The 23,960-nt window shown below is 53.6% G+C and carries 23 protein-coding genes and 1 tRNA gene; 17 read left to right on the top strand and 7 right to left on the bottom strand.

Going from position 1 to position 23,960, the window contains the following annotated elements:
- A partial coding sequence (locus tag ABGT74_RS03815; protein WP_346704536.1) for a PfkB family carbohydrate kinase occupies window positions 1-411 on the top strand: 411 nt, incomplete at its 5' end.
- 75 nt (window positions 412-486) lie between these two features.
- Window positions 487-573 (top strand) — tRNA-Leu (locus tag ABGT74_RS03810).
- A 142-nt stretch (window positions 574-715) separates the two neighbouring features.
- Here the strand turns inward: ABGT74_RS03810 and ABGT74_RS03805 are convergent.
- Both ABGT74_RS03805 and ABGT74_RS03800 read right to left on the bottom strand, forming a co-directional pair.
- Window positions 716-2,095 (bottom strand): tyrosine-type recombinase/integrase, encoded by a 1,380-nt coding sequence (locus ABGT74_RS03805; protein ID WP_346704534.1) that lies wholly within the window; start codon window positions 2,093-2,095, stop codon window positions 716-718.
- Window positions 2,096-2,107: 12 nt separating this feature from the next.
- Window positions 2,108-2,683 carry a helix-turn-helix transcriptional regulator gene (locus tag ABGT74_RS03800; RefSeq protein WP_346704532.1) on the bottom strand — a complete coding sequence of 192 codons (576 nt, stop codon included), beginning with the start codon at window positions 2,681-2,683 and terminating at the stop codon, window positions 2,108-2,110.
- A 158-nt stretch (window positions 2,684-2,841) separates the two neighbouring features.
- Here ABGT74_RS03800 and ABGT74_RS03795 point away from each other — a divergent pair, with 158 nt between their 5' ends.
- From ABGT74_RS03795 to ABGT74_RS03760, 8 genes are all read left to right on the top strand, one after another.
- Entirely contained in the window at window positions 2,842-3,060 is a 219-nt protein-coding gene (locus tag ABGT74_RS03795) for a helix-turn-helix transcriptional regulator (protein WP_346704531.1), read from the top strand.
- A gap of 2 nt (window positions 3,061-3,062) precedes the next feature.
- Window positions 3,063-3,308 carry a hypothetical protein gene (locus ABGT74_RS03790; protein ID WP_346704529.1) on the top strand — a complete coding sequence of 82 codons (246 nt, stop codon included), beginning with the start codon at window positions 3,063-3,065 and terminating at the stop codon, window positions 3,306-3,308.
- Between the two features lie 12 nt (window positions 3,309-3,320).
- Window positions 3,321-4,604: a VapE domain-containing protein gene (locus ABGT74_RS03785; RefSeq protein ID WP_346704527.1), complete on the top strand. Its 1,284-nt coding sequence runs from the start codon at window positions 3,321-3,323 to the stop codon at window positions 4,602-4,604.
- Window positions 4,605-4,868: 264 nt separating this feature from the next.
- A complete protein-coding gene (locus ABGT74_RS03780) occupies window positions 4,869-5,288 on the top strand; it encodes a hypothetical protein (RefSeq protein WP_346704525.1) in 420 nt (139 codons plus the stop codon).
- 261 nt (window positions 5,289-5,549) lie between these two features.
- Complete coding sequence (locus tag ABGT74_RS03775; protein WP_346704523.1) at window positions 5,550-6,023, top strand: helix-turn-helix domain-containing protein; 474 nt, start codon at window positions 5,550-5,552, stop codon at window positions 6,021-6,023.
- 293 nt (window positions 6,024-6,316) lie between these two features.
- A complete protein-coding gene (locus ABGT74_RS03770) occupies window positions 6,317-6,631 on the top strand; it encodes a hypothetical protein (protein ID WP_346704522.1) in 315 nt (104 codons plus the stop codon).
- Between the two features lie 455 nt (window positions 6,632-7,086).
- Window positions 7,087-7,842, top strand: a complete 756-nt coding sequence (locus ABGT74_RS03765) for a sigma-70 family RNA polymerase sigma factor (RefSeq protein WP_346704521.1) — start codon at window positions 7,087-7,089, stop codon at window positions 7,840-7,842.
- 151 nt (window positions 7,843-7,993) lie between these two features.
- Entirely contained in the window at window positions 7,994-8,332 is a 339-nt protein-coding gene (locus ABGT74_RS03760; protein WP_346704520.1) for a hypothetical protein, read from the top strand.
- A gap of 410 nt (window positions 8,333-8,742) precedes the next feature.
- Here ABGT74_RS03760 and ABGT74_RS03755 read toward each other — a convergent pair whose 3' ends face one another.
- From ABGT74_RS03755 to ABGT74_RS03740, 4 genes are all read right to left on the bottom strand, one after another.
- Window positions 8,743-9,072 (bottom strand): hypothetical protein, encoded by a 330-nt coding sequence (locus ABGT74_RS03755; RefSeq protein WP_346704519.1) that lies wholly within the window; start codon window positions 9,070-9,072, stop codon window positions 8,743-8,745.
- A 355-nt stretch (window positions 9,073-9,427) separates the two neighbouring features.
- Window positions 9,428-9,619: a hypothetical protein gene (locus ABGT74_RS03750; RefSeq protein ID WP_346704518.1), complete on the bottom strand. Its 192-nt coding sequence runs from the start codon at window positions 9,617-9,619 to the stop codon at window positions 9,428-9,430.
- On the bottom strand, window positions 9,616-10,407 hold the full coding sequence (locus tag ABGT74_RS03745; protein WP_346704517.1) for an ATPase domain-containing protein: 792 nt from the start codon (window positions 10,405-10,407) through the stop codon (window positions 9,616-9,618). Before ABGT74_RS03745 ends, ABGT74_RS03750 begins: the two co-directional genes overlap by 4 nt.
- Before the next feature lie 19 nt (window positions 10,408-10,426).
- The gene (locus tag ABGT74_RS03740) at window positions 10,427-10,702 is read right to left on the bottom strand and encodes a hypothetical protein (RefSeq protein WP_346704516.1); all 276 of its coding nucleotides are present in this window, start codon (window positions 10,700-10,702) and stop codon (window positions 10,427-10,429) included.
- A gap of 803 nt (window positions 10,703-11,505) precedes the next feature.
- Between ABGT74_RS03740 and ABGT74_RS03735 the strand changes: the two genes are divergently transcribed.
- The gene (locus tag ABGT74_RS03735) at window positions 11,506-11,727 is read left to right on the top strand and encodes a helix-turn-helix transcriptional regulator (protein WP_346704515.1); all 222 of its coding nucleotides are present in this window, start codon (window positions 11,506-11,508) and stop codon (window positions 11,725-11,727) included.
- Window positions 11,728-12,031: 304 nt separating this feature from the next.
- Here the strand turns inward: ABGT74_RS03735 and ABGT74_RS03730 are convergent, their stop codons facing one another.
- The gene (locus ABGT74_RS03730) at window positions 12,032-12,385 is read right to left on the bottom strand and encodes a helix-turn-helix transcriptional regulator (RefSeq protein ID WP_346704514.1); all 354 of its coding nucleotides are present in this window, start codon (window positions 12,383-12,385) and stop codon (window positions 12,032-12,034) included.
- A 708-nt stretch (window positions 12,386-13,093) separates the two neighbouring features.
- Between ABGT74_RS03730 and ABGT74_RS03725 the strand changes: the two genes are divergently transcribed.
- The 6 genes from ABGT74_RS03725 to ABGT74_RS03700 all read left to right on the top strand — a co-directional run bounded on the left by ABGT74_RS03725 (window position 13,094) and on the right by ABGT74_RS03700 (window position 23,537).
- Entirely contained in the window at window positions 13,094-14,299 is a 1,206-nt protein-coding gene (locus ABGT74_RS03725) for a diguanylate cyclase (protein ID WP_346704513.1), read from the top strand.
- Window positions 14,300-14,698: 399 nt separating this feature from the next.
- The gene (locus tag ABGT74_RS03720; RefSeq protein ID WP_346704512.1) at window positions 14,699-18,331 is read left to right on the top strand and encodes an S-layer homology domain-containing protein; all 3,633 of its coding nucleotides are present in this window, start codon (window positions 14,699-14,701) and stop codon (window positions 18,329-18,331) included.
- Between the two features lie 153 nt (window positions 18,332-18,484).
- Window positions 18,485-19,441 carry a substrate-binding domain-containing protein gene (locus tag ABGT74_RS03715; protein WP_346704511.1) on the top strand — a complete coding sequence of 319 codons (957 nt, stop codon included), beginning with the start codon at window positions 18,485-18,487 and terminating at the stop codon, window positions 19,439-19,441.
- A 1-nt stretch (window position 19,442) separates the two neighbouring features.
- Complete coding sequence (locus ABGT74_RS03710) at window positions 19,443-20,888, top strand: sensor histidine kinase (RefSeq protein ID WP_346704510.1); 1,446 nt, start codon at window positions 19,443-19,445, stop codon at window positions 20,886-20,888.
- Entirely contained in the window at window positions 20,863-22,443 is a 1,581-nt protein-coding gene (locus ABGT74_RS03705; protein ID WP_346704509.1) for a response regulator, read from the top strand. The genes ABGT74_RS03710 and ABGT74_RS03705 overlap by 26 nt, the downstream gene beginning before the upstream one ends.
- On the top strand, window positions 22,440-23,537 hold the full coding sequence (locus ABGT74_RS03700) for an ABC transporter substrate-binding protein (protein WP_346704508.1): 1,098 nt from the start codon (window positions 22,440-22,442) through the stop codon (window positions 23,535-23,537). The genes ABGT74_RS03705 and ABGT74_RS03700 overlap by 4 nt, the downstream gene beginning before the upstream one ends.
- Window positions 23,538-23,960 lie beyond the last annotated feature (423 nt).

Below are 23,960 nucleotides of genomic sequence, written 5' to 3'. Positions count from 1 at the left end.
CTGCCATGCGCGCCGGATCTTATTAAGCCCAATCTGGACGAACTGGATGCGCTGGTCGGCGGTGCGCCGCACAACCCGACCGGAATTGCGGCCTGTGCGCGTGAATTGCAGGCAGCCGGAGCAAAGGATATCCTGATTTCCTGTGGTGCGCAGGGGGCGGTGCTGGTACCTGTAGATGGGCAGGCGCTGTATCTGGAAGCAACACCGGGCGAAGTGGTGCAGTCGGTTGGTTCGGGCGATTCCATGGCCGCAGGCTGGTTGTACGCGCATACACACGGACTCTCCGCTGCGGAGACGCTGCGCTATGCGGTGGCGGCGGGAAGCGCGGCGGCGTTTTCGGCTTGGCTGCCGGATCGTGCGGCAATCGAGCGGGCGCTTGCGAAAACGGCAATGCCGAAGTCAATCGTATAGGAAAATCGTCGTGTGGAGATTTATTATGGGCGTGGTGTTTGACACACCGCGCCCATTCTGTTATAATCAACTTACGCCGCCATGGCGGAACTGGTAGACGCAGGGGACTTAAAATCCCCCGGTAGCGATACTGTGCCGGTTCGATTCCGGCTGGCGGCACCATCTATATACCCGCATTTCTTCTGATTTGCGGGTATTTTTGCAATATTTTTGAATTTTACTTTTTCTGGCAATCGCGCATTGGTGTTTATTTGGTGTTTATCTGGCTCAAAATCGGGCGTTCCCGCTTGTGGGGGCGCCTTTTTTATGCCCTCTTTTTTGAGCGGGTCAGCGCGCTTTGCAGGGCTTCCGCTGCCGCCGCTTCTGCTGACTTAATGGCGTGCGCATAGATGTTGCCAGTCGTGGCGATCGTTGCGTGTCCCAGATGTGCGGATACTGTCTTGACGTTCACGCCCGCGGCGATCAACAGGGTAGCGTGGGTGTGACGCAGGGAATGCGCGGTCACTGGCGGAAGGTCATGTGCCTTGACAAACCCGGAAAACCACTTGGAGAATGTGTCGGGGTGGATTGGGCTGCCGTTCCATGTGGTAAAAAGCCGGTTGCTGTCCTGCCACTGATCACCAACCTGAAGCCGTTGCTTCGCCTGCGCAGTTCGATGCTGCCTGAGCAAGGTCAAAGCATCATCGGTCAATTTGATAACGCGCTGCGACGTGGCGGTTTTTGTTTCGTCTGTAAATATCCCCTGCTTGGGAAGACACAAAGACGACCGGCGCACGGATAGAAGCCCCTCGTCCCAGTCTATGTCGTCCCATTCCAGCCCGCACAGCTCGCCGCGCCGCAGGCCGGTGAACAGCAGCAGAGCCACCATAGCCCTGTACTGCTCCGGGGCTTGTTCCAGAGCTTCCAGAAGGCGCGCTGCCTGTGCTTCATCGAGGTAGTGCGCTTCTTTTTTCTCTATCTTGGGCGGGTCTACCCGCTCGCAGGGGTTCGAGAAAATCACCTGCCATTTGACCGCGGTTGACAGGATAGAAGAAATCGGTCTGTGATAATGCTGCACAGAATTGCCGCTCAGTTTGCTGTCTGGTGTGGTGGATACAAAGACTGTGTCGAGCGGGAGATTCAGGGCGGCGGCTATCTTTTCCGCATTGCAGAGGTACAAGCCTGCGCCATGTGCTACTTTGGACAGCTTGTTCACGTCTACCCCACTTAAACGGGCAAGCTCGGCCTGCTTTACCCCACGACCTTTCAGCAGTTCCGGCCAATTCTCGCGGAGCTTGTAAACGGCGTTTTCCCGGATGCCGGATTCCGAAAGGTTATCGTAAAAAGCCATCAGGTGATGCGGCTGCAAGCGGTCAAGCCGGATATGGCCTATGGCTGGGAGAATACGCTTCATCAGGCGACGATACCCGGCAACCGTGGTCGGCCTGAGCTGTTTCTCAGCGTAGTTCGTGAACCATTGTTCAGCAAAGTCTGCAAACCGAATGCTGCCGTCCAGCACCTGACCGGTGCGGCATTTTTCCTCGAACAGTACGGCCTGCCGGTTGGCCTCTTTCTGGATCTGCTTTGCGGTCATGCCCTCGGGCGGCGTCCATGTCATGGTGCGGCGGAGCTGCCGGCCGTCCAAAGAATAGCCGAGGGAAACAGTGATGCGGTAGGCGTTGCCGCGTTTTGTGATTGTGGCCATGCGTTACACCTCTCATTCTGTGGTATCAATGGGATACCAATTTTCGGGTCGTTCGATAATAGGCGCGGCATTGATGGCTTTGTTCATCAGAAAATCCGCGAAATTATAGATATTATCTTTCAAAGCATGCAACTGATCCCATGCCATTTGATAGCACTTGTTATCCCTTCTGTTGCGCACCCAAACGATATCAGGCTTACCGTCGTCCTCCAACTCGTATCCTTGCGACAAATATTCAATCTGCTCGCTTTCAGGCATAGCGGTTGTTTCTACCTCATAGCCAAGACACGAAAGCTGCTCTATGAAAACGTCCATTTCGTTTCTCGAGGCGGTTAGATAATCTTCACAGCCGAGCAACTGCTCGACAGTCATATTCAGCCCTTTTGCGAGAATTTCAAGTTTATTGCGGGATATATTTTGAATTGCGCCGGTTTCATACCGCTGTAAGGTAGATTTGCTCATACCGGTACGGTTAGATAGATCCTGATAAGTCAAGCCGAGTTGCGCCCTGCGTCGCTGCATGTTTTGTGAGAAATCGCGGAGTGCGCCCTCGTTTACTGTTGGCGATATCATATCTTTGATCTTCATGCGTTTCACTCCTTTTGGTGATAGTATACACCGCAATTCATTTGAATGCAACAATTTTGTTCGCTATATCTCAAAAATATTGACAACTTGCAGCAGACGGCGTATCATATGGATGTGGGAAAAAGAGAACTGTTAAATCCCAGAAAGGAGAATGACCTATGAACAACAACCTATTGCGTGCGAAAATGACCGAGTGCGGATATTCTCAGGGGCAAGTTGCAAGCCTGATTGGAATGCATTGTAACACGCTTTCCCGCAAGGTAAAAGGCGAGAGTGACTTCACTTTGACGGAGGTGCGTAAGCTGTGCCGTGTATTGCGGATTACCGACCCTGTCCGTGTGTTTGATCTGTACATTGATAGCGCAGGAGGGATTTAACTATGGTCCGCATGAGATTCCCCGCGCAGGCACTGGAAGAACTGCGCAAAGACGATCCCGACACGCCGGTCACGTTGAACTTGATCCGCACGCTGGCGCGCCGGGGGGTTATCCCCAGTGTGAAGGTAGGCCGCGGCCGTCTGATCAATTATGATGCGCTGATCGACTTTCTGGCGCACCCGACAGAGGGAGAACCCGAGCAGCGGGCGCACGGCATCCGGCGTGTCGATGAGCGAGCGGGCGCGTGAGGCGGTGAGGGCGTGAGTGATACTCCTATGCTGCTCGAGGGGCAAGCCTTAAGCATAGACCTGTGTTCCCGTTTTATCTCGGAAATTGGCGTGCGCGTGCGCAAGAACTTACTGTCTCACGAAATTGAGGTAACAGGACGCCTTAGCGGATATTCGGAAGCCAATGCTGCCAACACATTTCCCGTAATCCTTGCTGACCTATTGAAAACGAACGGCGTTCGTGGGGTAACAACAAATGGGGTGCGTGAGATTCTATCCTGCATCGCAGACGCAGATCGGTACAATCCGATAGAAGATTTCCTAAAGAATATAAAATGGGATGAACAAGACCGATTTCCGGGTTTATATAACATTTTGGGTATATCAGACAACCAGATGTACCAAACGCTAACTCGTAAATGGATGATACAAAGCGTCGCGTTAGCTCTCAATGACGAAAAGAAAGCGATAGGTGCGGAAGGCATACTTGTATTGGCCGGAGCTCAAGGTATAGGTAAAACATCTGTTTTTCGTGCATTAGTTCCCGATCCTCATTGGTTTGCGGAAGGCGTGACCCTCGACTTGCGTAATAAAGACGACATAATGCGAGCCACCAGCGCATGGATATGTGAATTAGGCGAACTGGACGGGACCACCAAGAAGGAGCAGCCCGCGCTGAAAGCATTCATTACGCAGCCCTATGATATGATCCGATATCCATATGACAGGGCGACAACCCGCGTAGCACGTCGGACAAGTTTTTGCGGTACGGTCAATGAAACTAACTTTTTGCGCGATCCAACCGGGAATAGGCGGTTTTGGGTCCTGCATGTGGACGATATCAATAAGAAAGCCTTGCTCTCGTTGCCATATGATTCAAAAGCGCAATTATGGGCGCAGACATATCAGATGTACAAAGACAATCCGAGCAGTTTCCGATTGACACAACAGGAAATGGAATGGTTGCAGGGGAATAACCGACAATATGATGCCCCGCTGCCGTATGAAACGGAAATCAGGGAGCTGCTGGACTGGAGTTTGCCATTCGATCAGTGGGAGTGGTGGACGGCTTCCAGATTGATCAATTGCGGTCTGATAAGAGCCGGATGCGGGGAAGCACGGCAAGTAGGTAGAGCTTTGTCGCGGGTCGTGGAGGACTTCCAGCAGCGCGGTGTAGTATGTGACGATGGCGGACCTATAAAAAGAACGCAGCGAGGCACGACTAAATACTTTATCCCCTTACATTCTTTTACCGTTGTTCAAGGCGGGAGCGCAAAGGTAGAGAGCGTGGAAGGGTGGAAAGCGCAAAGGTCGTAATCCACCCTATCCACCCTCAATATGCAATAATTGGGATATATTAGGCATATATGGAAAAAGGGGTGGTTTGGGTGGGTTAAGTGGTGTATTACAAAACCGATAAATCCACCCCGCCAAAACGGGCTAAATATCTACGTTTTATGGCTTTGGGTGGGAAGGGTGGATTAAAATAGGCAAAAACATAAAAAAGTAAAAAATAAGGGGAATTTATATAAGAATATAGAAATCAATCATCCCACCCCATTATCAGAAAGGGAGTATAAAATGATACCAGTAATTCCTACAAAAGATTTTGACCGCGCAGAAGAATGGGTACAAGCTATCATTGAGCCGCTTGCGCCTTTGATGTGTTGCCGTCGATTTGTAATCGATTACAAAACAATGGATGGACGGGACAAGAATACAGATATCGTTGCATGCTGTCCTCGTCAGATGAATGATGAACAGGTCGTGGAAAAACTGAAAGAGCGCCTGCTGGAATGGGGAAAAGTTTCATCTATTTTTGAACAAGGCGCCGATGGAATGCGATGCCTTTATGTTATTCCCGGCTATCTGGAAGAAAGTATTTCTGAGATTGGACTGCATGTACCGGGCGACATGGAAAATGCGGTACGCACGACTTTTGGAAGTCACCTGCCAGTGAATTGGGATGAGCTTGTCCGGCATTGGCGGCGTCTGAGGTGAGGCCATGAACAAACCATATCTGGGGTGAAGATAAATGTACGTTGTTGAATACTCTCAGGAACAAGGCTGCTTTCACTTTGATACATTGGAGAGGATAATAGAATTGAACCGTTTTGCCCTATCCGCAGGTCTATCACCGGCATATTTCATAATAGGTACTTGCCAAAACTATGCAGAATGTCAAGCGATCGCAGATCAATGGCGGCAGGCTCATGACCTTTGACGGACTGCAGAAAGTTGCCCGCGAAAGGAGGGTACCCCGTGGCAAAAGGCAAATATCAGGAGTGGCTCACGCCGGACGGGATCACCCGCCTGGAAGCGTGGGCGCGTGACGGGCTGACGGATGAGCAGATAGCGCACAACATGGGCATCTGCCGTGATACCTTGATCGAGTGGAAGAAGAAGTTTCCCGACATTTCCGACGCCCTAAAAAGGGGCAAGGAGGTCTTGGACATCGAGGTTGAGAACGCGCTGCTCAAGCGTGCGCTCGGCTACGACTATACCGAAGAGCGCGTCGAGGTCAGCAAGGAGAACGGCAAAAAGACGGTCAAAACCACACAGACGGTCAAGCACGTGCCGCCGGACACGACCGCGCAGATCTTCTGGCTCAAGAACCGCCGCCCGGATCGGTGGCGGGACAAGCAGCAACTCGAGCATTCCGGCAGCGTGGACGTAAACCCGTATGCGGGTCTGACGACCGAGGAGCTGCGCCGTTTGGCGGGATCGGATGATTGAGGCTGCAATCCGGATGCGCCGCATAATTACAGCCGTCTGATAGGAGGTCATATGAACATGAACGCATGTGCAGGGTGTAAATACTGGCGATCTTTGGCGGCAGGCGGTAGATATGCTATGGCCTGCCACTATGCCTTGGATACCGGGAAGCCCCGGGGATGTGACCCGGGTGCCGGATGCGATAAGCGCGATTCGCAGAAAGGTGCGAAGAAAAGGACGACCACGAGCACAAGAACGGCGAAACGGCAGGTAGCAGCAGGTGCGCGGGGCCGCAGCGAAGGAGGCTTTTGGGAATGACCTTAACCGACCTGAAGAAAGCCGCATATCACGGCCGCCCCATCCCTGCCGGCCTGAGCGAGACCGAGCGCCTGCAATACATCGCCGCCCGCCGGATCTATGCGGGGTACCGTTCCGGCGAGATCGACCGGACGGAAGCCGAGCCGATGCTGGGCAAGGTGCAGGAATACCCGCGCCTGATGGCGGTGGACAAGCGGGCGCTGCTGCGGTATGTATTCGCGTTACTGTGTGAGGATGCGGGATATGGAGACCGGGAGGCGCTGGGCTGCTCGAAACTGGTAGCCCGGGCGATGAAAGCGGCGCAGCACTGATCTGCAGTAGGAAACACCCGACCGTATGACGCGCTGCAGGCGGACAGTGGGAGTGCCTGAACCGGACGAAAAACCAGTGTAAAAATCACTGCCGATTTTTCAGTAATTTTTGTTGTCAATTTTACTGCCACCAGATTTTCAATTGTTTTGACAATATCTTTCGCCCTCGAAAACGAGACGCCGTGCGGGTCTGCGGGCATTTCCGCCGGCCGCATTTCACAAGCCTCATTTTCGGGTTATAAGGGGGTATGATTTTGGGATTTCATGCACCCCCAAGACTTTGCATCTGGCAGGACCCGCTGCGATGGGTGTGTCACAAAACACGCCCCCTGTGACCTGGTAAATCGCCACCCCATCATAGGCGCAAAAAAGCGACAAGCCCTGCACAGCCTGCCGCTCTCCCGCTCGATCTTGTCTTGTGGTTTTATTCTACCACGAGAGGGAGGGCTTGCGCAATGACGAATGAAGAATTGGCGGCACAGGCCAAAGCAGGCGACAAGGATGCACTGGCACAGCTCTGGGAGCAAAACCGCGGGCTGCTGTCAAAGCTGTTCCGCGAGCTGGCGAATAAGGCGGGCGCGAGAATGGCCGCTATGGGCATTACATGGGAGGACGTAGAACAATCCTTCTTTCTCGCAGTCGCGCTTGCTGTGCGGCTGTATGAGCCGGAGCGGGGCGTCCTGTTTGCTTCGTTCCTATCCTATCCGGTCAAGCAGGTTTTCTTTGAGCTGGTCGGCTGGCGCACTGAGCAGCAGCGGCGCGACCCGCTTGGGCAGTGCCTTAGTTTGGATGAACCAATCAGCGAGGCAGACGGCACCGGATTGCGGGGTGATTTCATTCCAGATACAAACGATGCTTACGAGGATGCGGAAGATCAGCTTTACACCGAGCAGCTTCGCGCGGCGCTGGATGAATGCCTTGCAACACTCGATCCAGAGCAAGCCGAGGCTGTGCGTTGTCGGTACTATTGCGGCTTGAACTTGAAAGATACCGGCACGCGCATGGGAATTACGCCGGAACAGGCACGCGGTCTGGAAAACAGGGGTTTACGCAAGCTGCGCAATCCGCAGAATGTCCGCAGGCTGGAACAATATCGGCAGCAGATCATAAGCGAAGGCGCATACCACGGTACAGGCTGGGCGGCATGGAACAGCGGTGGCAGCGTTGAGGAGAGGGTCATTGTCCATCTGGAGGATAAGGGGCTGCTGTGATCTATCCGGCGATTTCGGCACCCCTAAAAGGACTTGTGGAAACTTGCTGTTACCACTTGGGGATACTTGGGGTTTATCTATCCGGAGATTTCTTAGCCCCTAAAAAAGGATAAGGTCAGGATAAGGCGCAGGGAAATGCAGGGGGCAAGGTATGGGCAAGGTTCGCAAAGGCGCATGGAATATCCACAAGGTTACCCCAAGGCTGGATGAATTACAGGCGCGGCCGGTATACCGTTGTGAATCCCGACGGAAAGCGCGGCAGCCTGCTCACGCGAATGAGGGCAGGACGGTTCTGTCGTCTGGACAGGGTAGGCTGTCGGCAATGAAGGACGGCGTTTTGCCCACCTTTTTGGATGTAGCCGAGACATTTGCCAAAGAACATTATCATGTGCTGGAAGATATCAGAGCAATCCAGAACGCGATCAGTTCCCCCGAATTTTCGGGGCTATTCTATGGCGCTGTGGGTGCGCGGGTGTCACCGGTTCGGTGACCCCTTCCAGCGGAATAGAGCGCCCGCTTGATCGTGTCGAAAGGTCGGGAAACACAACCTTAGAGCTCAATAGCGTCTTGCTATTCAGATAGGCAATTAGAGACCGTGTTGACGCAGAGGACAAGGGGGGGAGCGAAATGGTCATCCCCGGAGGAAAACTCAGTCCCGACTTGAAATTGAGTTGGGGCAGCAGCGGCGCGGATCATCCGCTGGCCGGGATACGGTAAGCCACCGTACCCTGCCCGGATTCACGTTTCGGAATCTAATGCACGAGAATCCCGGCCGTGGGGTGGTGAAACGCCACCCCCTACCTCGATAACGGTTCGTTATTGAGCAGGCCTGTGCGGACGAGGGGGTCGTGAAACGCGACCCCTTGGGCGGGGAGCAGCGGGGACAGAAAAAAGGAGCCTTTACCCGTGTGGGGTTGGCTCCTTCTCCATCGGCACGATCAGCCGGTATGCGTGCCCGTAGGCTTCGGCGGCGGCGCTGCACCGGTCAAAGCGGCTGCGGTCGTGGGTGTGCTCGGCTTCATAGAACAGCCCGTCCCGCTTGTCCTTGAGCTGCTTTGCGATATGCTGCAGGCGCGGCGCGGTGATCTGGGCGGTGTTCATGGCGGCGTCATGCAGGGCGACAGCCCATGCGAAACCACCGGCAAAGGCTTCGGCTTCGACAGGATCGTTGCACGATCGTCCGGCCGCCTGTGTCCACAGTATGTACTGCTCGCGTATCCGTTCATCCATCGGCACGCACCTCCTGTCACAGCCCCAGCACGAGCGCCAGTATCGGGGCGTTGACCGCGAATGCCAGCAGGCAGAAGCCCACTACGCTTTTCATGCCTCCTCACCTCGCAATCGGCGGGAAGTTCCTTGGCGCGGCATAAACATCCACGCACCGGACAGCTTATTGACGCGGGCTGCATGTCGGTCATCAAGCCCGCAGTCGGGCAGAGGGCAGGTAAAGCAACTGTCACTATACCGGCAGCGGTTTCCGACAGTCCGCCCCGCCTGACTGTACTGAAAATACATAGCGTTTCCTCCTATTGCAATCGGCGGGCGGCTGTGCTATCATACAGGTAAGCCGCCCTTGGGTGGTGGTTTACAGGCTCTTTTCGTCAACGCTTTGGTCGGTGGATGGCGAAAAGGGCTTTTTGTCGCCCTCCATGCGGAGGGTGTGGGTAGAAATATTTTGTCCGAATAGTTCCCGCCATAGGCGCAGCAGGCGCGCCGCTGTGACAAGCAGGTCATCTTCACGGGTGTGTATCCCGCTAAAGGTGGTTTCTTTGCTCATGGTATGAACCCCTTTCCGTAAATCAGGTTTGCGTCTGCCGATCGGTACGGCGCGGCATAGCTGTTCTTTGTTATCTTGAGCCGTACCCGCTGCCCGGCAATCTTCCCGTTGTGGCGCACATATTCGATGCGGCGCACCTCCAGCCGAAGCGCGGCATAGTACCGGAGCGCCCGACCGCCGGGGGTGGTTGTTGGATCGCCATATAAGGCGCCTATCCGGTCACGGATCTGGTCACGGATCTGGTTCAGCAGGATCAGCGTGCAGCCGCTTTTCTGAAGCGAGGGGAACAACCGCGGTAGATGTCGCGCAAGCACCTTGGATAATGGTCTGTTTTCGTGCTCTCCAATGGTGAGATCGCGACTTTCCTGCGTTAACATAGCCGCCAGCGTGTCGATGATGACCACGCCGAATGCGGCCGCAGCGCAGATACAGGCTTGCAGCGCGTCCTCGATGGTGTCCACGTTGAGCGCGTACAGCATATCAATGCCGTGCAGCATCATGGGGGATAACCCGTGCTCTGCGTCGATGTAGAGCGACGGGACGCCCTGCTGCTGAAGCTGCCGGACGATCTGAAGGGCAAGCGCGGTTTTGCCGGAGCTGTCCGGTCCGTAGATCTCGACGATACGCCCCTTGGGTATGCCGCCGATCCCCAGCGCCACGTCTAACTCGGGCAGGCCGGTAGGGATAACATGCTGGGCTTGGCTGGGGAATGCGCTCAGAGGTCTAAGGGCAGTATTGCCATAATGGAACGCAATAAATCTGGTTGCGGTGTTAAGTGCTCGGTTCATTGGGTGTCTGCTCTTCCTTTCATGCCAGCACGAAGCGGCGAATTTCGGTCGAGCGGGTGAACCGTTCGTAAAGGTCGGGCATGGCGGCCTTAAACGCCTTGCCGTCAAAGCGAGTGGACTGCACCGGCTTCCAAGTGGCTTTCCAATCGTCCCCGATGATCGTGTCCACGCCCTGGACGGCCATTTCCCGCTTGATCGTGTCGGTGATGGTCTCGATCTCGGCGGCGATCTCTTCGGCCATGCGGCGCAGTTCGCGCAGTTGCTTTACCTTGTGGTCTAATTCTGTTCTGCTCATGGTGAATACCTCCTTCGTATTTCGCCCAGAATGGCTGCTGTTCGATTCCTTGCGTTCGGCACATCCCTTGTTGCCTGATGCATGAGAATCGAATGCAGCGCATCCTCGCGCCCGCCCGCGTCATCTTCATGCCTATTGCCGTCTATCGGCTCACAGGGATATGGTCGCGGGCTTCAAGGGTTTTCGTTCCCTTTGGGCTGCTGCCCGTTTCGGTGGGCTGTCCCGGCGGTCGTTATCGGTGCAAACCGCGTGCGGCAGGTAGTGGGTTGCCTGCAACCTGTCTGGGGGATTTGTGCCAGCCGCCCGCTTGCGTGTCTATTGCTCTCGCTCACAGGTACGCGGTACGGCTCTTGGTCGGGTGGTCTTGCCCTCTGCAGTATTCCCTTGACTTTGTGGGTTCGTCTTTGTTATAATAAGACCAACAAGAGCGGCTATCACTTGCCGGTGCGGTCGCTCCCATACTCGATTTTGTGTCGATAGGAAGCCGCTGCCGTTTAGGTGGCGGTTATTTCTTTATGTATCCGAGGATACCGAAGATAACCACAGACAAAAGGTTCAGCAGTGCGATCACTTCTAAAACTGTCATGCGGCCACCCCCTTTCAGGGGAACAACCTCGCCGCTCTTGTCGGCTACAGTTCGGGATGTCCAGTCCCTTGCTGTAACTATATATTACACTATCTTTAGTACATATTCAATAGTCAGCATCCACAAATATATGTACTAAATATTGTGCTTATTTGTACTACCTTTAGTGCCGATTGTGTGTTATAATTATGACATAATAGGGGAGGTGCAACTTGTAATGCCGATGAATTATGCTAAGTTGTTTCGATTGCTGGAATCCCGAGGTATGACCATGTATACATTGAGACGGGATAAGGTTGTAGGAACAGCTACATTAGAGAAAATGCGTAAGGGCGAGGGTCATATAGATACCCGCTCGCTTGAGAGCCTGTGTAAATACCTCGGCTGCCAGCCGGGCGACATCATGGAATACGAAGACGAAAAAAACGCCCCGCCTTGACAAAGACGGAGCGCGGGGATATAATAAAAGCACAAGAGGGGCGCAGCCGGTTGACGGTTACTCCCTCAAAGACTTGTCAAAGAATTTGACCGCCATTGTTGGAAGCTGGGGCGGTCATTTTCTTTTGCTTGAAATCTGATAGATCAGACCAGCAAGCGCGACTATGAACGTAAGGAGTTGGAACAACTCCGAGTATGTCACCATCGCACCACCTCCCCTCTATGGGATCGGTGGGAATAACCGCCAACCGCTGGCACGGCTGCGCCTACTCAAAGTATACCAAAATTCGACAAAGGGCGCAAGGCTACTCATTGGAGATCTGCAACAGCAGCCGGAGTACAGCGAGTACCCGCCCCTGCTCTGCGAGCGGTAAGCGGTCAAAGACCGGCTGTAAGGCTGCAAGAGGGAATGCGCCGGGCGTGTCCTGCTCCCGCTCGAACAGGCGCGGCATATCCACACCAAGGGCGGCGGCGATCCGTTCCATCGTCAACAGTGTGGGATTGTGTATGCCATTTTCAATGTCGCGGATCTGCCGGTCATCCAGCGCGGCGTTGATCGCCAGCCGGAAACGGCTCATTCCCTGCTTTTCGCGGTAGCGCCGGACGTTGTGTCCGAATGCCTCGGCGGCGGTGGTTTCTCGTTCTTGGGCTTGTAACATACTGCATTGTCCTTTCGGCCAATGCGCGTTTGCCTTGGTGTTTGTTTGGTGTTTGTGAGCACCAAAACAACCTTTCTTGAATTGTTCTATATTGCATAGTCCGCATCTATAAATACGCCTGTTATGCAGTGAATCGTTGCCGATTTGCACACTTCGCAACCGGTGCAATACACTTAAAATCCCCCGGTAGCGATACTGTGCCGGTTCGATTCCGGCTGGCGGCATCAAAAAAGCCCTGCATCCGTATGGAATGCAGGGCTTTTTGCTGCTCGGAGAGAAGTACCTGACAGATGCCGAAGAATGGGCAAATATTTCAGTTGTACTTTTCTCAGGAACAAGTAAAATTTCATCTTGACAAAATATGTGCAATGATGGAAACTATTGTTAAGGACTCGTTAAAATAAAACTGGATATTCAACTGTGTTGTTTGCAAATCCATTTTCCGTATCATGCCATCGCCTGTTGAGTGCTTTGGGTGATCTGGATTTCACAGAGCAAAATTTATTTGTGGATGGAATGATGTAAACTATGGAAACAAATGCAGGATTCAGAAAGAGATTAGGTCTAATTCTATATGTTACGGTCTTTTTGGTGCTGGAAATCGTGTTTGGCTATTTCCTTCTGGAATCGCGCAGCCTTTTCATGGAAAGCACCATCAGAGATGGCAGTTATCTGGCTCAGACGCAGGTAGAAAAAATTGAATCGCGAATGAATGACTATGCCTTTGCTGTAGCGCTCGCCGGAAAGTATCTGGACGAGATGGTCGATGCGAACACGTCTGATGCGGAAATAGAGAAATGGATGAAATCTTATTGTGACAAGGTCGCAGATCGATTCGGCGGCAATGTTCTGGATCTCTATGCTGTTCTAAATGGCAAGATTGTCGCCGCAAATCCATGGGAAGGAGACGACAGCTACGATTATGCAGCCAGGTCGTGGTATTCCAATGCGGTGGCGGCCGAGCCGGGAACCATTGTGTTTTCTGATTTGTATACAGATGCGATCACCGGACGGGATGTATTTACCATGTCCCTTGCCCTTTCCGATACCGGCGATGTAGCGGCTATCGATGTACATATTACCAGTGAGAACTGGATGGATTTTTCGGAATTGCCAGACGGCTATGGTTTACTGGTTTATGATCCCCATCTAACGTTGGCGTATTCTATCGGGGATACGCATCTAATCACGTTGCAAGAGGATATGCTGGAAAACGGCTCCGGTGAAGTTACGCATTATGTTGGGGATGTCAAGAAGGACTATAATCTTTATGTAAGCAAGCTAAGCAGCGGATGGAGTGTAGGCGTTGCGATTCCGGATGAGAACCTAATTTCTACAAACAGAATGTTCATAGTGAATCTGGGGCTTGGGCTCAATGTCCTGAACATGATTATTGTAATGGTGTTCCTCGTTCGGAGCATCCACGATAGCAAGCAGCTTCGCCAAGATGCTCTGACTGGTCTTTTGAACAGATCCTACATTATGAAGCAGATGCGCAAGCGGCTCAAAAGATCCAACGGCACATTGCTGATTGTTGATTTAGATAACTTCAAAGGGGTCAATGACAGCTATGGTCACGACCACGGCGATCTGGTTCTGATGCGGGTGGCGGAAGTGCTGCAGAGCTGTTTCCGGAAAACCGACTGCATCGGACGGCTGGGCGGCGATGAATTCGTGATCTACGTGGATGCATCTCTTGCGGATGATATCCTTAACAACAAGGTGGAGGAGGTAGTCCGGCAGGTGTCTGCGCTGTCGCAGCAATATCCTTCGAGCAATCTGTCCATCAGCGTTGGCGGATGCCGCTGCAAAAAGGGCGATAAGTACAGCGAAGTGTTTAAGCACGCGGACGAAGCATTGTACCAAGTCAAGAAGAGCGGCAAATGTGGGTTTGTCATGAGTGACTATGCATAGAGGAGGGGTGAACGGGGCGCCGTGATCGAATGCGGCTGTTCCAGTCCATCATCTGTAAAAAATATTGAGATTGAAGTGGAGAGGCGTCGCGTCAGCGGCGCCTCTTCTGCTTTTCACTGGGTGCGCTCTTTTCGGCAGATGTTCCACTTTTACTGGTTCGGTTCGGAAATTGGATGTGTGGTTTTCTTGAAAATTCCATAGAATGTAAGAAAAGAACATTTGCGAACAGGCCCTCGATGATATGCTATCAAAACTTATGATTTTTTCCGGAAGAAAGTATAAGTCTTTTCAGATGCCTTCCCGCTGTGCAAGATTTTTTCAGAAGTTATTGCATTGTAAACAAAGGCTGGAATGCGTATTCTTATAATACCGCAGAGAGTACAGAAAGGAAGGATGAAAGTGAGCGCACGCAAGAAGTTTTTCAGCTTGCATAAGCGGCTGACCGCGGCGGCGTTGGCCGTATTGATGGCAATGTCAGCGGGAGTGGGGGCGTTGGCGGCAGATGAGCCTGCAGCCAATGCTGGATTTGAAAATGGCCCTTATCTGTTGGCGCCCAAGGCCAACAGCATGGTGGTTGCCTTTGAAGGCAAAACCGGCGATGCGGCCAAAATTTATTACGGCACTTCGACAGACAATATGCAGGAGCTGAGCATCGATTCGCAGGATGGCCCAGCTTTTGAAGGCGAAAAAATGCACATCTACCGGGCGAAGCTGGAAAATCTTACCCCGGATACGCTTTATCAGTACCGCATTGAACTGAAGGACGGTTCAGTGGAAAACGGTACGTTCAAAACGTTGAGCGAAAACCCGGACGATATCCACTTTATGGTGGTTTCGGACACACATAAGTTTGAAACCGCACAGGCGGTCAGCGATTACATCATGGCCAACCGCCCGGACTTTATCCTGCATACCGGCGATATGGTGGAAGGAACGGGCACTCAGAAGGATCAGTTTAATTTCTGGTTCAAAAACGGAACGGAGTTTATTAAAAACATTCCGGTGATCTATAACTGCGGTAATCATGACTATGGTGAATATTTTGACGCGTATGTGACCGAGGTGCAGAAGCAGGAATACCATTCCAATACCGACGGCACCAATATCTCCTTTAACTACGGCAACACGCACTTCACGATGATGAACTCCAACCCGTGGTCGCTGTTCGAGCTGAACACGGATTCGGCGGGCGGCAGTGCAAGCGGGGAGACACACGCAAACGTGGAAAAGTCGCTCGAATGGCTGAGCAACGACCTGCAGTCGGATGAGGCGCAGAAGGCGGATTTCCGCGTGCTGACCATGCACCATCCCTATGAAGATTCGTATACCCGCAAGTACATCCCGCCGATCGCGGAAAAGTACAATGTCAATGTCATGTTTGCAGGACATACCCACGCATACAGCCGTATTGCTTCGGCAGATGCAGCGGTTGGCACGGGGACCTTGTATGTAACGCAGGGCGATGCCCGTGTGGGCGACGGCAAGGTTTCGACCGGTTCGGATGACGAGCGTCTGGATGAAAACCTGCCCGAACTGCTGGCAAACGGCAAGGGCGACATGCTCGACGTACATATCAAGGACGGCGTACTGACCTACACGAACCTCGGCCTGTCCGGCGGTGGTGAGAAGGAGATCGAAACTGTAGCGTTGGCGCAGAATGGTGCAGATGTGAAGCTGAGCGACATCGCGATTTCTCCGGATAGCGTGCAGTCCAGCGGCGCAGTTACGGTCAAGGCAACTGCAACCAATACCGGCAAGGGTCTGGCTGTCATCAGCCTGCCGGTGAACGACAACGGCATGACCCGTTATCTGTACCATTTCGGCAAATACGGCAAGGAGCGCGTCGTAGCGCTGCAGCCGGGCGAGAGCAAGACGGTATCCGCAGAGCTGATGCTGACCGATCTGGGCAAACACACGCTCAAGCTGGGTGACTATACGAAAATAGTGGACGTTACCTACCGTCCGGCGACCTACTCCGCATCCAACCTGCGCGTTAAGCTTGGTGACGGTGAGACGAGCGATATCAATTCGGATGTGCTGTATGTCAAGGCGGATGTAACCAATATCGGCAACGACGCAGGCAATCTGCCGGTCGCCTTTGTAATGGACGGCAGCAGCCTTGCCGAGCAGAAGGTTGCGCTGGCGGCTGGCGAAACCAAGACGGTTGAATTTGTGTATCAGTTTGATACCTATGGCGATCATGAGGTTGCTATTGGCAATTCCGACCCGAAAAAGGTCACGATCGCGGGCACGATCCAGGGCACACCGATCGTCAAGGATAAGTCGGGTAAGGGCAACGACGGCATCATCCGCGGCAAGCCGACCCTGATTACCTATGGCAAAAACAACGAATACGGCCTAAAGCTGGATGGTGTATACGACTACGTCGAGATCCCCGACCGCCAGAACTATGTGGTGGACGACGGCGTTGCCGGTATGGTCTGGGCGAACATCGGCCGCCTTGCTAAGGGCGATTCGACTGACTGGGACCACAACCCGCTGATGATGAAGGGTTCGACCATCAACTACGGCACGAACTACCTGTTCCGTATGGCAGTCCGTTCGACCGGCAAGCTGACCTACGGCGTAGGCTTTGACAACGACAACGGCGAATATTTCTGGAATGACAGCGACGGAAAGAACGCAAGCGGCGCAGAATACGGCGCACAGCTGAATGAATGGGTGCAGTACACCGGTGCGTTCGACCGTGCAACCGGCGGCGCAAGCTATCAGAACACCGAGGTCAGCGGTACGATTGCGGCACCGGCGTTTGACTCCCCGATCAAGAACTGGCCCGGCTGCTCGATGTATGTCGGTGGTACCTATACTCGCCATCTGCTGCCCGACCGCAACCGCGGCAAGTATCACTGCATGCTGCAAGGTGAGGTTGGTCAGGTGCGTTTCTACACTACCAAGCTGTCTGACGCGGACAACAAGGCGGTTTACGCAAATTCGACGGCAGCAGGCCCCAAGGCAGATAAGATGGTAGTTTGGCTGGACTTCGATCCTAAGAACATCGTGACCACCGGCACGCACCAGACCGAGTGGGTCTCTGTCAGTGCGCTGCAGGAGCTGCAGTATGATGCGCTGGTGGAAGGCAAGGCTGGTCTGTCGGTCAACGTCGAACTGTCGCAGGACGGCAAGAATGTATCTTCCTCCAAGCAGTACACGCTGGCAAACGGCACCAATACGATCGACCTGAGCGAACTGGGTGAGGCGAAGTTCGTCCGTCTGACCACGACGTTTGACAGCTCGGTTGGCACCGATCGTACCGATCTGCCCAAGGTGATGGATTACACGCTGAAGGGCGCAGAACAGAGTGCAAAGTGGTCGACCATCGCGGACTGGAACCGCGGCACGTTCAGCGGCGCGGCCGGTCACGAAAATATGGATTTCTACAACGGCTACGAGAACGATTTTGACGACTATTCCGCCAAGGCTGACATGAGCATGACGGTAAGTGCGGCTTCCGGCGAGGATGTCCGTCCGTCCCAGAAGTTTACCGATACCCGGACGCACTGGGCGGCCGACGCGGTGGACTACGTCGTGGAAAACAAGCTGTTCAACGGCACGAGCGAAACGCAGTTCTCCCCGGATGCCGAGATGACGCGCGGTATGCTGGTCACAGTGCTGCACCGTCAGGCGAAGCAGCCGGAGAGCGCGGCAAGCAGCTTCGCAGACGTTCCGGCGAATCGTTACGACGCCAAGGCAATCGGCTGGGCGGCGGAAAACGCGATCGTGACCGGTGTCGGTGAAAATCTGTTTGCGCCCGACCTTGCCGTGACGCGCGAGGAGATGGCAGCGATCCTGTACCGTTATGCCAAGACACAAGGGGCCAGCGGCGATGTTTCCGACGATGCACTGAATGGCTATCCGGATGCGGATGCCGTGTCCGGCTGGGCGCGGGATGCGGTTGCATGGTGTATCAGCGAAGGCCTGATCAGCGGATCTGACGGCGGCGCGATCGACCCGGCAGGGACGGCAACCCGTGCGGAGGTTGCAACCGTTATGATGCGCTACCAGAACAAGTAAATAATCCGTGCTGCATGCCGTTGCATTGTGCATGCGGGAAGCGAGCAGCGCTGTCGGTGGTTCAACGGCAGCGCTGTTTGTTTATCTGGCGGCTTGTTTCCCGCAGGGCGTTGTTGTACAATGAAAACAGAAATATCCTTGTTGGAGGCTGAGATGAAATCTTTTTCCCGACTGATTGGTTGCGCAGTCCTGTTTTTGACAACCGCGCTCATTTTGATCGTGTTGCAGCTATATGCGCGGTCGGACATGGCCTCGAAAATGGATGACCAGTATGTTGTGGGTGTTGTTGCAACCGCGAGCGAAGATGAGTGGCATGCTATGATGCTGGAAAGCATTTTGGATGCCGCCGCCGCGCACGGCTTTGATGTGATCACACTCCATTCGGCGCGCAGCACGGATGCGCAGGCCGAGCAGGTGCGCGCGGTGATCATCTATCAGGTGGATGCGATTGTGCTTTCGCCTGTTGCTGAAACAGGATGGGATTATGTTTTTCAGGAGGCGCATGATGCGGGTATCCCAATCATCACGGTCAACAAGCGCGCCTCCACACCGCAGGAGGATTTGGTCAGCTATGTTGGCTATGATTATAACGCAGCGGGACACGACGCAGCGCTTTCGTATCTTGCGTCGCCGGGCCGACATGATGGAAATGTAGTGGAACTGTGCGGAACGGTGGACGCGTCTTTCACGCGGGAGATTACAGGCGGGTTCAGCAGCGGCCTGCGGCAGATGCAGTCGCCGCTGCGCATCAATTACAGCGTCAGCACAGAGTTTATGCGTTCGCGTGCAAAAGAAGTGATCGAGTGGCTGGCAAGCAACAGCTACGAGATGGATGTGATTCTCACGCATAGCGACGGAATCACAATTGGCGCTGTGGAGGCACTGGAGGCGACAGGAGGAACGCCCGGAGAAGAGGTACAGATATACGCCTTCGGCGGCAGTGAGCAGGTGCTGCAAATGCAGCGCGACGGGAAAATCAGCTGGCTGGCTTATCTCGACCCGGTATTGCTGGGCGAAGAGGCGGTTGCTGAGGTGCAGGAGCGCCTGTCCGGTGCACATCCGGAAGAACGGCTGTGCCCAGTGCAGATTTTGAGCAAGGGAGGTCAGTGAGATGACCCCTTCCAGCATTCGTTTGACGCTGAAGCGTTCTTATCGCACGATTATTTGTGCGCTGCTTGTGCCGGTGTTGATGTTGCTCGTTACGATTGTCGGCCTGTCTTTCCGATACAGCGGCTGCATTGAGAATATCGAAACTGCCAACACATTGCGTGAAACGGTCGGCAACCAAATCACCGAGGAAGTGTGGCAAATTGTTTCGGGCAATCTGGCATTTGAGGACGGGCAGCAGTATGCGTATCTGTCGAGGATTGTGAACGGTATCCGGATACTTGAGTCCAGCAGCAGCGCGCAGAGCAGCCAGTATTTGCAGGCGGCTGCCCGCGCCACAGAGACTATGAAGAACTATTTTGATATCCTCGGCAAGCATATTGCGGAAAATCGCGCAGTTGCCTACCGCGAAAGTGTGATGGAAGAAATCAGCAGCGTAGCGCGTCTGATCGACGAAATGCTGCAAAACTACATCGGAGAGGAAATCGTGCACATCGGTGAACTGAACCGGCAAATCCAGTTAACAACATTTGTTATGGTGATTATTTCGTTTGCGCTGCTGGCCATGACGGGCTGGTATGCACGGAAAAGCTATCAGCATGTGCAGCAGGCGATTGACGAACCGGTGGAGGCGCTGGATAAAATGGCGGCTGCCATTGCGGTAGGTGATTGGGACGCGCGCACTGCATTGCCGCAGGTGGAAGAATTTCGCGGTTTGGCGCGGCACCTGAACCATATGGCAAGCCGGCTGGAGCATTCGGTAGCCGAGCAGCTGATCGCGGAGAAAAACTTACAGAAGGCGGAAATGAGGACGTTGCAGGCGCAGATCACGCCACATTTTCTGTATAATACGCTGGACACGATTGTGTGGTTGGCAGAGGCGGAGCGCAATCAGGAAGTGATGGATATCACGATGGCGCTGACAAGCTTTCTGCGCATTTCGCTCAGCAGTGGACAGGATTTTATCCCGGTCTCCCGCGAGATTGAGCATGTAAAGAGCTATCTTGCCATTCAGGCCACCCGATATGGCAGTACGATGGAGTATCGCATCGAGACGGATGACAGTCTGGCGAATATGCAGGTGCTCAAGCTGCTGTTGCAGCCGCTGGTGGAAAATGCCATCTATCATGGCGTGCGCGCAAAGCGCGGGCGCGGCCGTATTGTGGTTTCTGTCCGGCGCGCGGACGAGGATCAGATGACGTTCTCGGTTTCGGATAACGGCATCGGGATAGAGCCGGAAAAACTGCGGGCGCTGCAAGCGGATTTGTCGGCCGGTGTCCGTCCCGCAACGCAGTCCGGCGGCTTCGGACTGTTTAATGTCTCGCAGCGCATCCGACTGTATTACGGTACGGAATTGCAGATCACAAGTGTTTATCGGGAGGGAACGACGGTTTCGTTTACGATCCCGTGTAAGGAGCAGGAAAATGTATCGTATATTTCTGGCAGATGACGAAGACATCATTCGAGACGGTATTCGGCGCACGATCGACCGCGTTGACTTACCGGTCAGTTTTTGCGGGGAAGCACCGGATGGCGAAATGGCCTTGCCGCTGATTCAGGAGCTTCGGCCAGATATTTTGATCACAGATGTGCGCATGCCTTTTATGGACGGGCTTGCGTTGGCGTCGCTGGTGCGCCGCGCCATGCCGTGGGTGCATATCATTGTGCTCAGTGGGCATGACGAGTTTGAATATGCGCGGCGTTCGGTTTCGATCGGCGTGGATGCGTATCTGCTGAAACCAATCGACCCGGTCAATCTGAGGAAAGCGCTCGAAGAGACTATCGCCCGCATTGAGGCGGACAAAGTGCAGCTGCTGGCGAGGCAACGCACGGATGACGAGCATATGCTGCTGCGGGAGAATTTTCTGGCGCGGGTGGTCAGTGGTGCGCTGCCATCGGCGGATATTCACGACCAAAGCAGCCGGTTTGGCATTAATCTGCTGGCAAAACAGTATCAGGTGGGTTATGTCGCGCTGTCGCAGGCGTGCTTCCGTGGCGAGGGGACAGAACGGCTGCGCTGTTTGTTTTCCAAGCTGTTCGATACGCGGGATACCGTGCAGGCCTTCCTCAAAGGCTGCGACTGTGGTATTTTGCTGCTGACTGGCAATACGCCGGACGAGGTGCAGGAAACCGCATACGAGGTGGCACGCGCGTTGCAGCACGAACTGGAACGACTGCTGGATACGGTTTCGGTGATCGGACTGAGCCGTGTGTGTGATCGGCTCAGCGCGCTGCCGGATGCTTTGCAGCAGGCGCGGCAAGCGGCGCAGGTCGTTGGTTCGGGACAAAAGCAGAGCCGAATCACAGGATTTGACGAATTGTCGGAGACTGCATCACCGACCCGGATTGAGCTTGGCGCAGATATGCCACTGGTGGACAAAATTCGCCATATGCAAGAGAAAGATATCCCGGATATGGTTAATGCGTATTTGTCAACGGTTAAGCAAGAAGATGTACAGAGTGTGCTCTATCGGTATTACCTGCTGGTTGACCTGCTGATGGTCGCTTCACGATTTGTGCGCGAATTGCAGATGGAACCGCAGGAATGCTTTGAAGATGTTTCGGACATATCCAAGCTGCTGCATACCGCTGGCAATCTGGATAGTGCGCGCGACTTTTGCACGGAGATACTCGAGCGGGTCGTGCGCTATCGCGGGATGAGCGAGCCCATCCGTTATGGTGCGGAAATCGAGCGGGCGCGTACGTTTATTCGAGAAAACCATGCTGACCCCAATATTTCGCTGCATGTAGTGGCGTCCGCCATTGGTTTTTCCCCCAATTATTTCAGTACAATTTTTTCGCAGGAGACCGGCGAGACCTTTATTGAATATCTGACCAAAACACGGATTGAGGCAGCTAAAAAGGCGCTGCGCGAGACCGACCGGAAATTGTCCGAGATTGCGTTTGATATTGGATATAATGAGCCACAGTATTTCAGCTATATTTTCAAGAAGCGCACTGGACTGACGCCGCGGGAATACCGCATGCAGGAGGGAAACACATGAAAAAGCGTATCCTGCATGTCTGTGCGGTGGCAATGCTGCTGATCTCTGGCTGTGCGCTCCAAAATAGGGAAGCAGTGGTGGAATTACAGCCGGATTTTACAGTTGAGGCAGACGTGCAGCCGGAATATCCGATACTGACTGTCTACACGCCGCTGACCGAACCGGAGGTTTCGGTGTATTTCGATGCTTTTGAAAAGGACACGAATATCCGTGTGGAATGGGAGCATCTTTCCACGCCGGATATGCTGGAGCGTGTGCGGCAGGAGCAGGACGCACCACGGGCCTCTGTGATGTTCGGCGGTTCAAGCGAAAACTATATCGCCATTGCGAAACAGGGGTTGCTCGAACCGTATGAGCCGGAAGGATTGGAGCAGATCGCGGACATCTATCAGGATGCGGCACATGCATGGTCGCCGTGCTATGTGGGTGCGATCTGCTTTGCCTATAATGAGGAAATCTTTGTGCGGGAAAAGCTGCCGCTTCCACAAACCTGGGATGACTTGCTCGATCCCGTGTTCCGTGGGCGGATCGTGATGGCGCATCCTTCGCTTTCCGGCACCTCCTACACAATCGTTGCTGGTCTGGCGCAGATGCGTGGAGAGGACGCAGCGTTTGAGTATCTGAAAAAGCTGGACGAAAACATCGCCTACTATACCAAAGGCGGACCGTTTTCTCCTGCTGCGGTGGGATTGGGGGATGCCGCGTTGTGTATCACATTTGCACATGACGCGCTACGGCAGTCGCACGAAGGGCTGCCCATCAAAATCATTTTCCCGAGTGACGGTACAAGCTATGAGATTGGCGCAATGGCACTCATCCGCAATGCCGACCCGCGAGAGGCGCAAAACGCCCGCACATTTTTGGACTGGGTTCTTAGTTGTCGTGGGCAGGAATGCTACATTGACGCAAAAGGGGAGCGGCTTCCGGTCAATCCTAGTGCAAAAACAGCGGAGGGGCTGACCGAGCTCGACCGTGTATCCATCATCCGATATGATACGCAGTGGTGTGCAGAAAACCGCGAACATCTGATTGAACGGTTTGTGAAAGAGATTCGCGCCGCCGAAGACGCAGGAGATGGGGAGGTGATAGAATAAGCAAAGGACGGTTAATAGTGGGTAAGATATGGGTGTAAAAACGTCGGATTGGTAGGTCGATTCAGTAAAAAGGGAAAAAGCAAAAAAAGCAAAAAAATTAGAAGAAAGTGTTGACAAAGGTCGGGGTGGTGTAGTATACTAATCAAGCTGCTTCGGTGAGAAGTCGCCAAATCGGAAAGAATTTGAAAGAATTTGAAAGAAATGAAAAAAGTTCTTGACAAACGCTTCTCGGTTTGATATACTAAATAGGCCGCTTCGGAAAGAGGCGGCGCGGGTCGAAAAAAGTTTGAAAAACCTGAAAAAAGTTCTTGACAAACTGAAAACGATCTGATATACTAAATAAGCTGTCACTGAGAACGGTAAAGAGCTTCGAAAAGTTCTGAAAAGTCCTCGAAAACAGCGGATTGTACCTTGTAAATTAAA

The sequence above is a fragment of the uncultured Agathobaculum sp. genome (assembly GCF_963927765.1).
Lineage (GTDB): Bacteria > Bacillota > Clostridia > Oscillospirales > Butyricicoccaceae > Agathobaculum.
This window is presented reverse-complemented; position numbering and strand designations above follow the sequence as displayed.

What these genes read in the sequence shown, in the direction of transcription:
- ABGT74_RS03805 (WP_346704534.1), bottom strand. Translation starts at nt 2,095, where the DNA reads ATGGCCACAATCACAAAACGCGGCAACGCCTACCGCATCACTGTTTCC.
- ABGT74_RS03800 (WP_346704532.1), bottom strand. Translation starts at nt 2,683, where the DNA reads ATGAAGATCAAAGATATGATATCGCCAACAGTAAACGAGGGCGCACTC.
- ABGT74_RS03795 (WP_346704531.1), top strand. Translation starts at nt 2,842, where the DNA reads ATGAACAACAACCTATTGCGTGCGAAAATGACCGAGTGCGGATATTCT.
- ABGT74_RS03790 (WP_346704529.1), top strand. Translation starts at nt 3,063, where the DNA reads ATGGTCCGCATGAGATTCCCCGCGCAGGCACTGGAAGAACTGCGCAAA.
- ABGT74_RS03780 (WP_346704525.1), top strand. Translation starts at nt 4,869, where the DNA reads ATGATACCAGTAATTCCTACAAAAGATTTTGACCGCGCAGAAGAATGG.
- ABGT74_RS03770 (WP_346704522.1), top strand. Translation starts at nt 6,317, where the DNA reads ATGACCTTAACCGACCTGAAGAAAGCCGCATATCACGGCCGCCCCATC.
- ABGT74_RS03765 (WP_346704521.1), top strand. Translation starts at nt 7,087, where the DNA reads ATGACGAATGAAGAATTGGCGGCACAGGCCAAAGCAGGCGACAAGGAT.
- ABGT74_RS03760 (WP_346704520.1), top strand. Translation starts at nt 7,994, where the DNA reads ATGGGCAAGGTTCGCAAAGGCGCATGGAATATCCACAAGGTTACCCCA.
- ABGT74_RS03755 (WP_346704519.1), bottom strand. Translation starts at nt 9,072, where the DNA reads ATGGATGAACGGATACGCGAGCAGTACATACTGTGGACACAGGCGGCC.
- ABGT74_RS03750 (WP_346704518.1), bottom strand. Translation starts at nt 9,619, where the DNA reads ATGAGCAAAGAAACCACCTTTAGCGGGATACACACCCGTGAAGATGAC.
- ABGT74_RS03745 (WP_346704517.1), bottom strand. Translation starts at nt 10,407, where the DNA reads ATGAACCGAGCACTTAACACCGCAACCAGATTTATTGCGTTCCATTAT.
- ABGT74_RS03740 (WP_346704516.1), bottom strand. Translation starts at nt 10,702, where the DNA reads ATGAGCAGAACAGAATTAGACCACAAGGTAAAGCAACTGCGCGAACTG.
- ABGT74_RS03735 (WP_346704515.1), top strand. Translation starts at nt 11,506, where the DNA reads ATGCCGATGAATTATGCTAAGTTGTTTCGATTGCTGGAATCCCGAGGT.
- ABGT74_RS03730 (WP_346704514.1), bottom strand. Translation starts at nt 12,385, where the DNA reads ATGTTACAAGCCCAAGAACGAGAAACCACCGCCGCCGAGGCATTCGGA.
- ABGT74_RS03725 (WP_346704513.1), top strand. Translation starts at nt 13,094, where the DNA reads ATGAATGACTATGCCTTTGCTGTAGCGCTCGCCGGAAAGTATCTGGAC.
- ABGT74_RS03715 (WP_346704511.1), top strand. Translation starts at nt 18,485, where the DNA reads ATGAAATCTTTTTCCCGACTGATTGGTTGCGCAGTCCTGTTTTTGACA.
- ABGT74_RS03710 (WP_346704510.1), top strand. Translation starts at nt 19,443, where the DNA reads ATGACCCCTTCCAGCATTCGTTTGACGCTGAAGCGTTCTTATCGCACG.
- ABGT74_RS03705 (WP_346704509.1), top strand. Translation starts at nt 20,863, where the DNA reads ATGTATCGTATATTTCTGGCAGATGACGAAGACATCATTCGAGACGGT.
- ABGT74_RS03700 (WP_346704508.1), top strand. Translation starts at nt 22,440, where the DNA reads ATGAAAAAGCGTATCCTGCATGTCTGTGCGGTGGCAATGCTGCTGATC.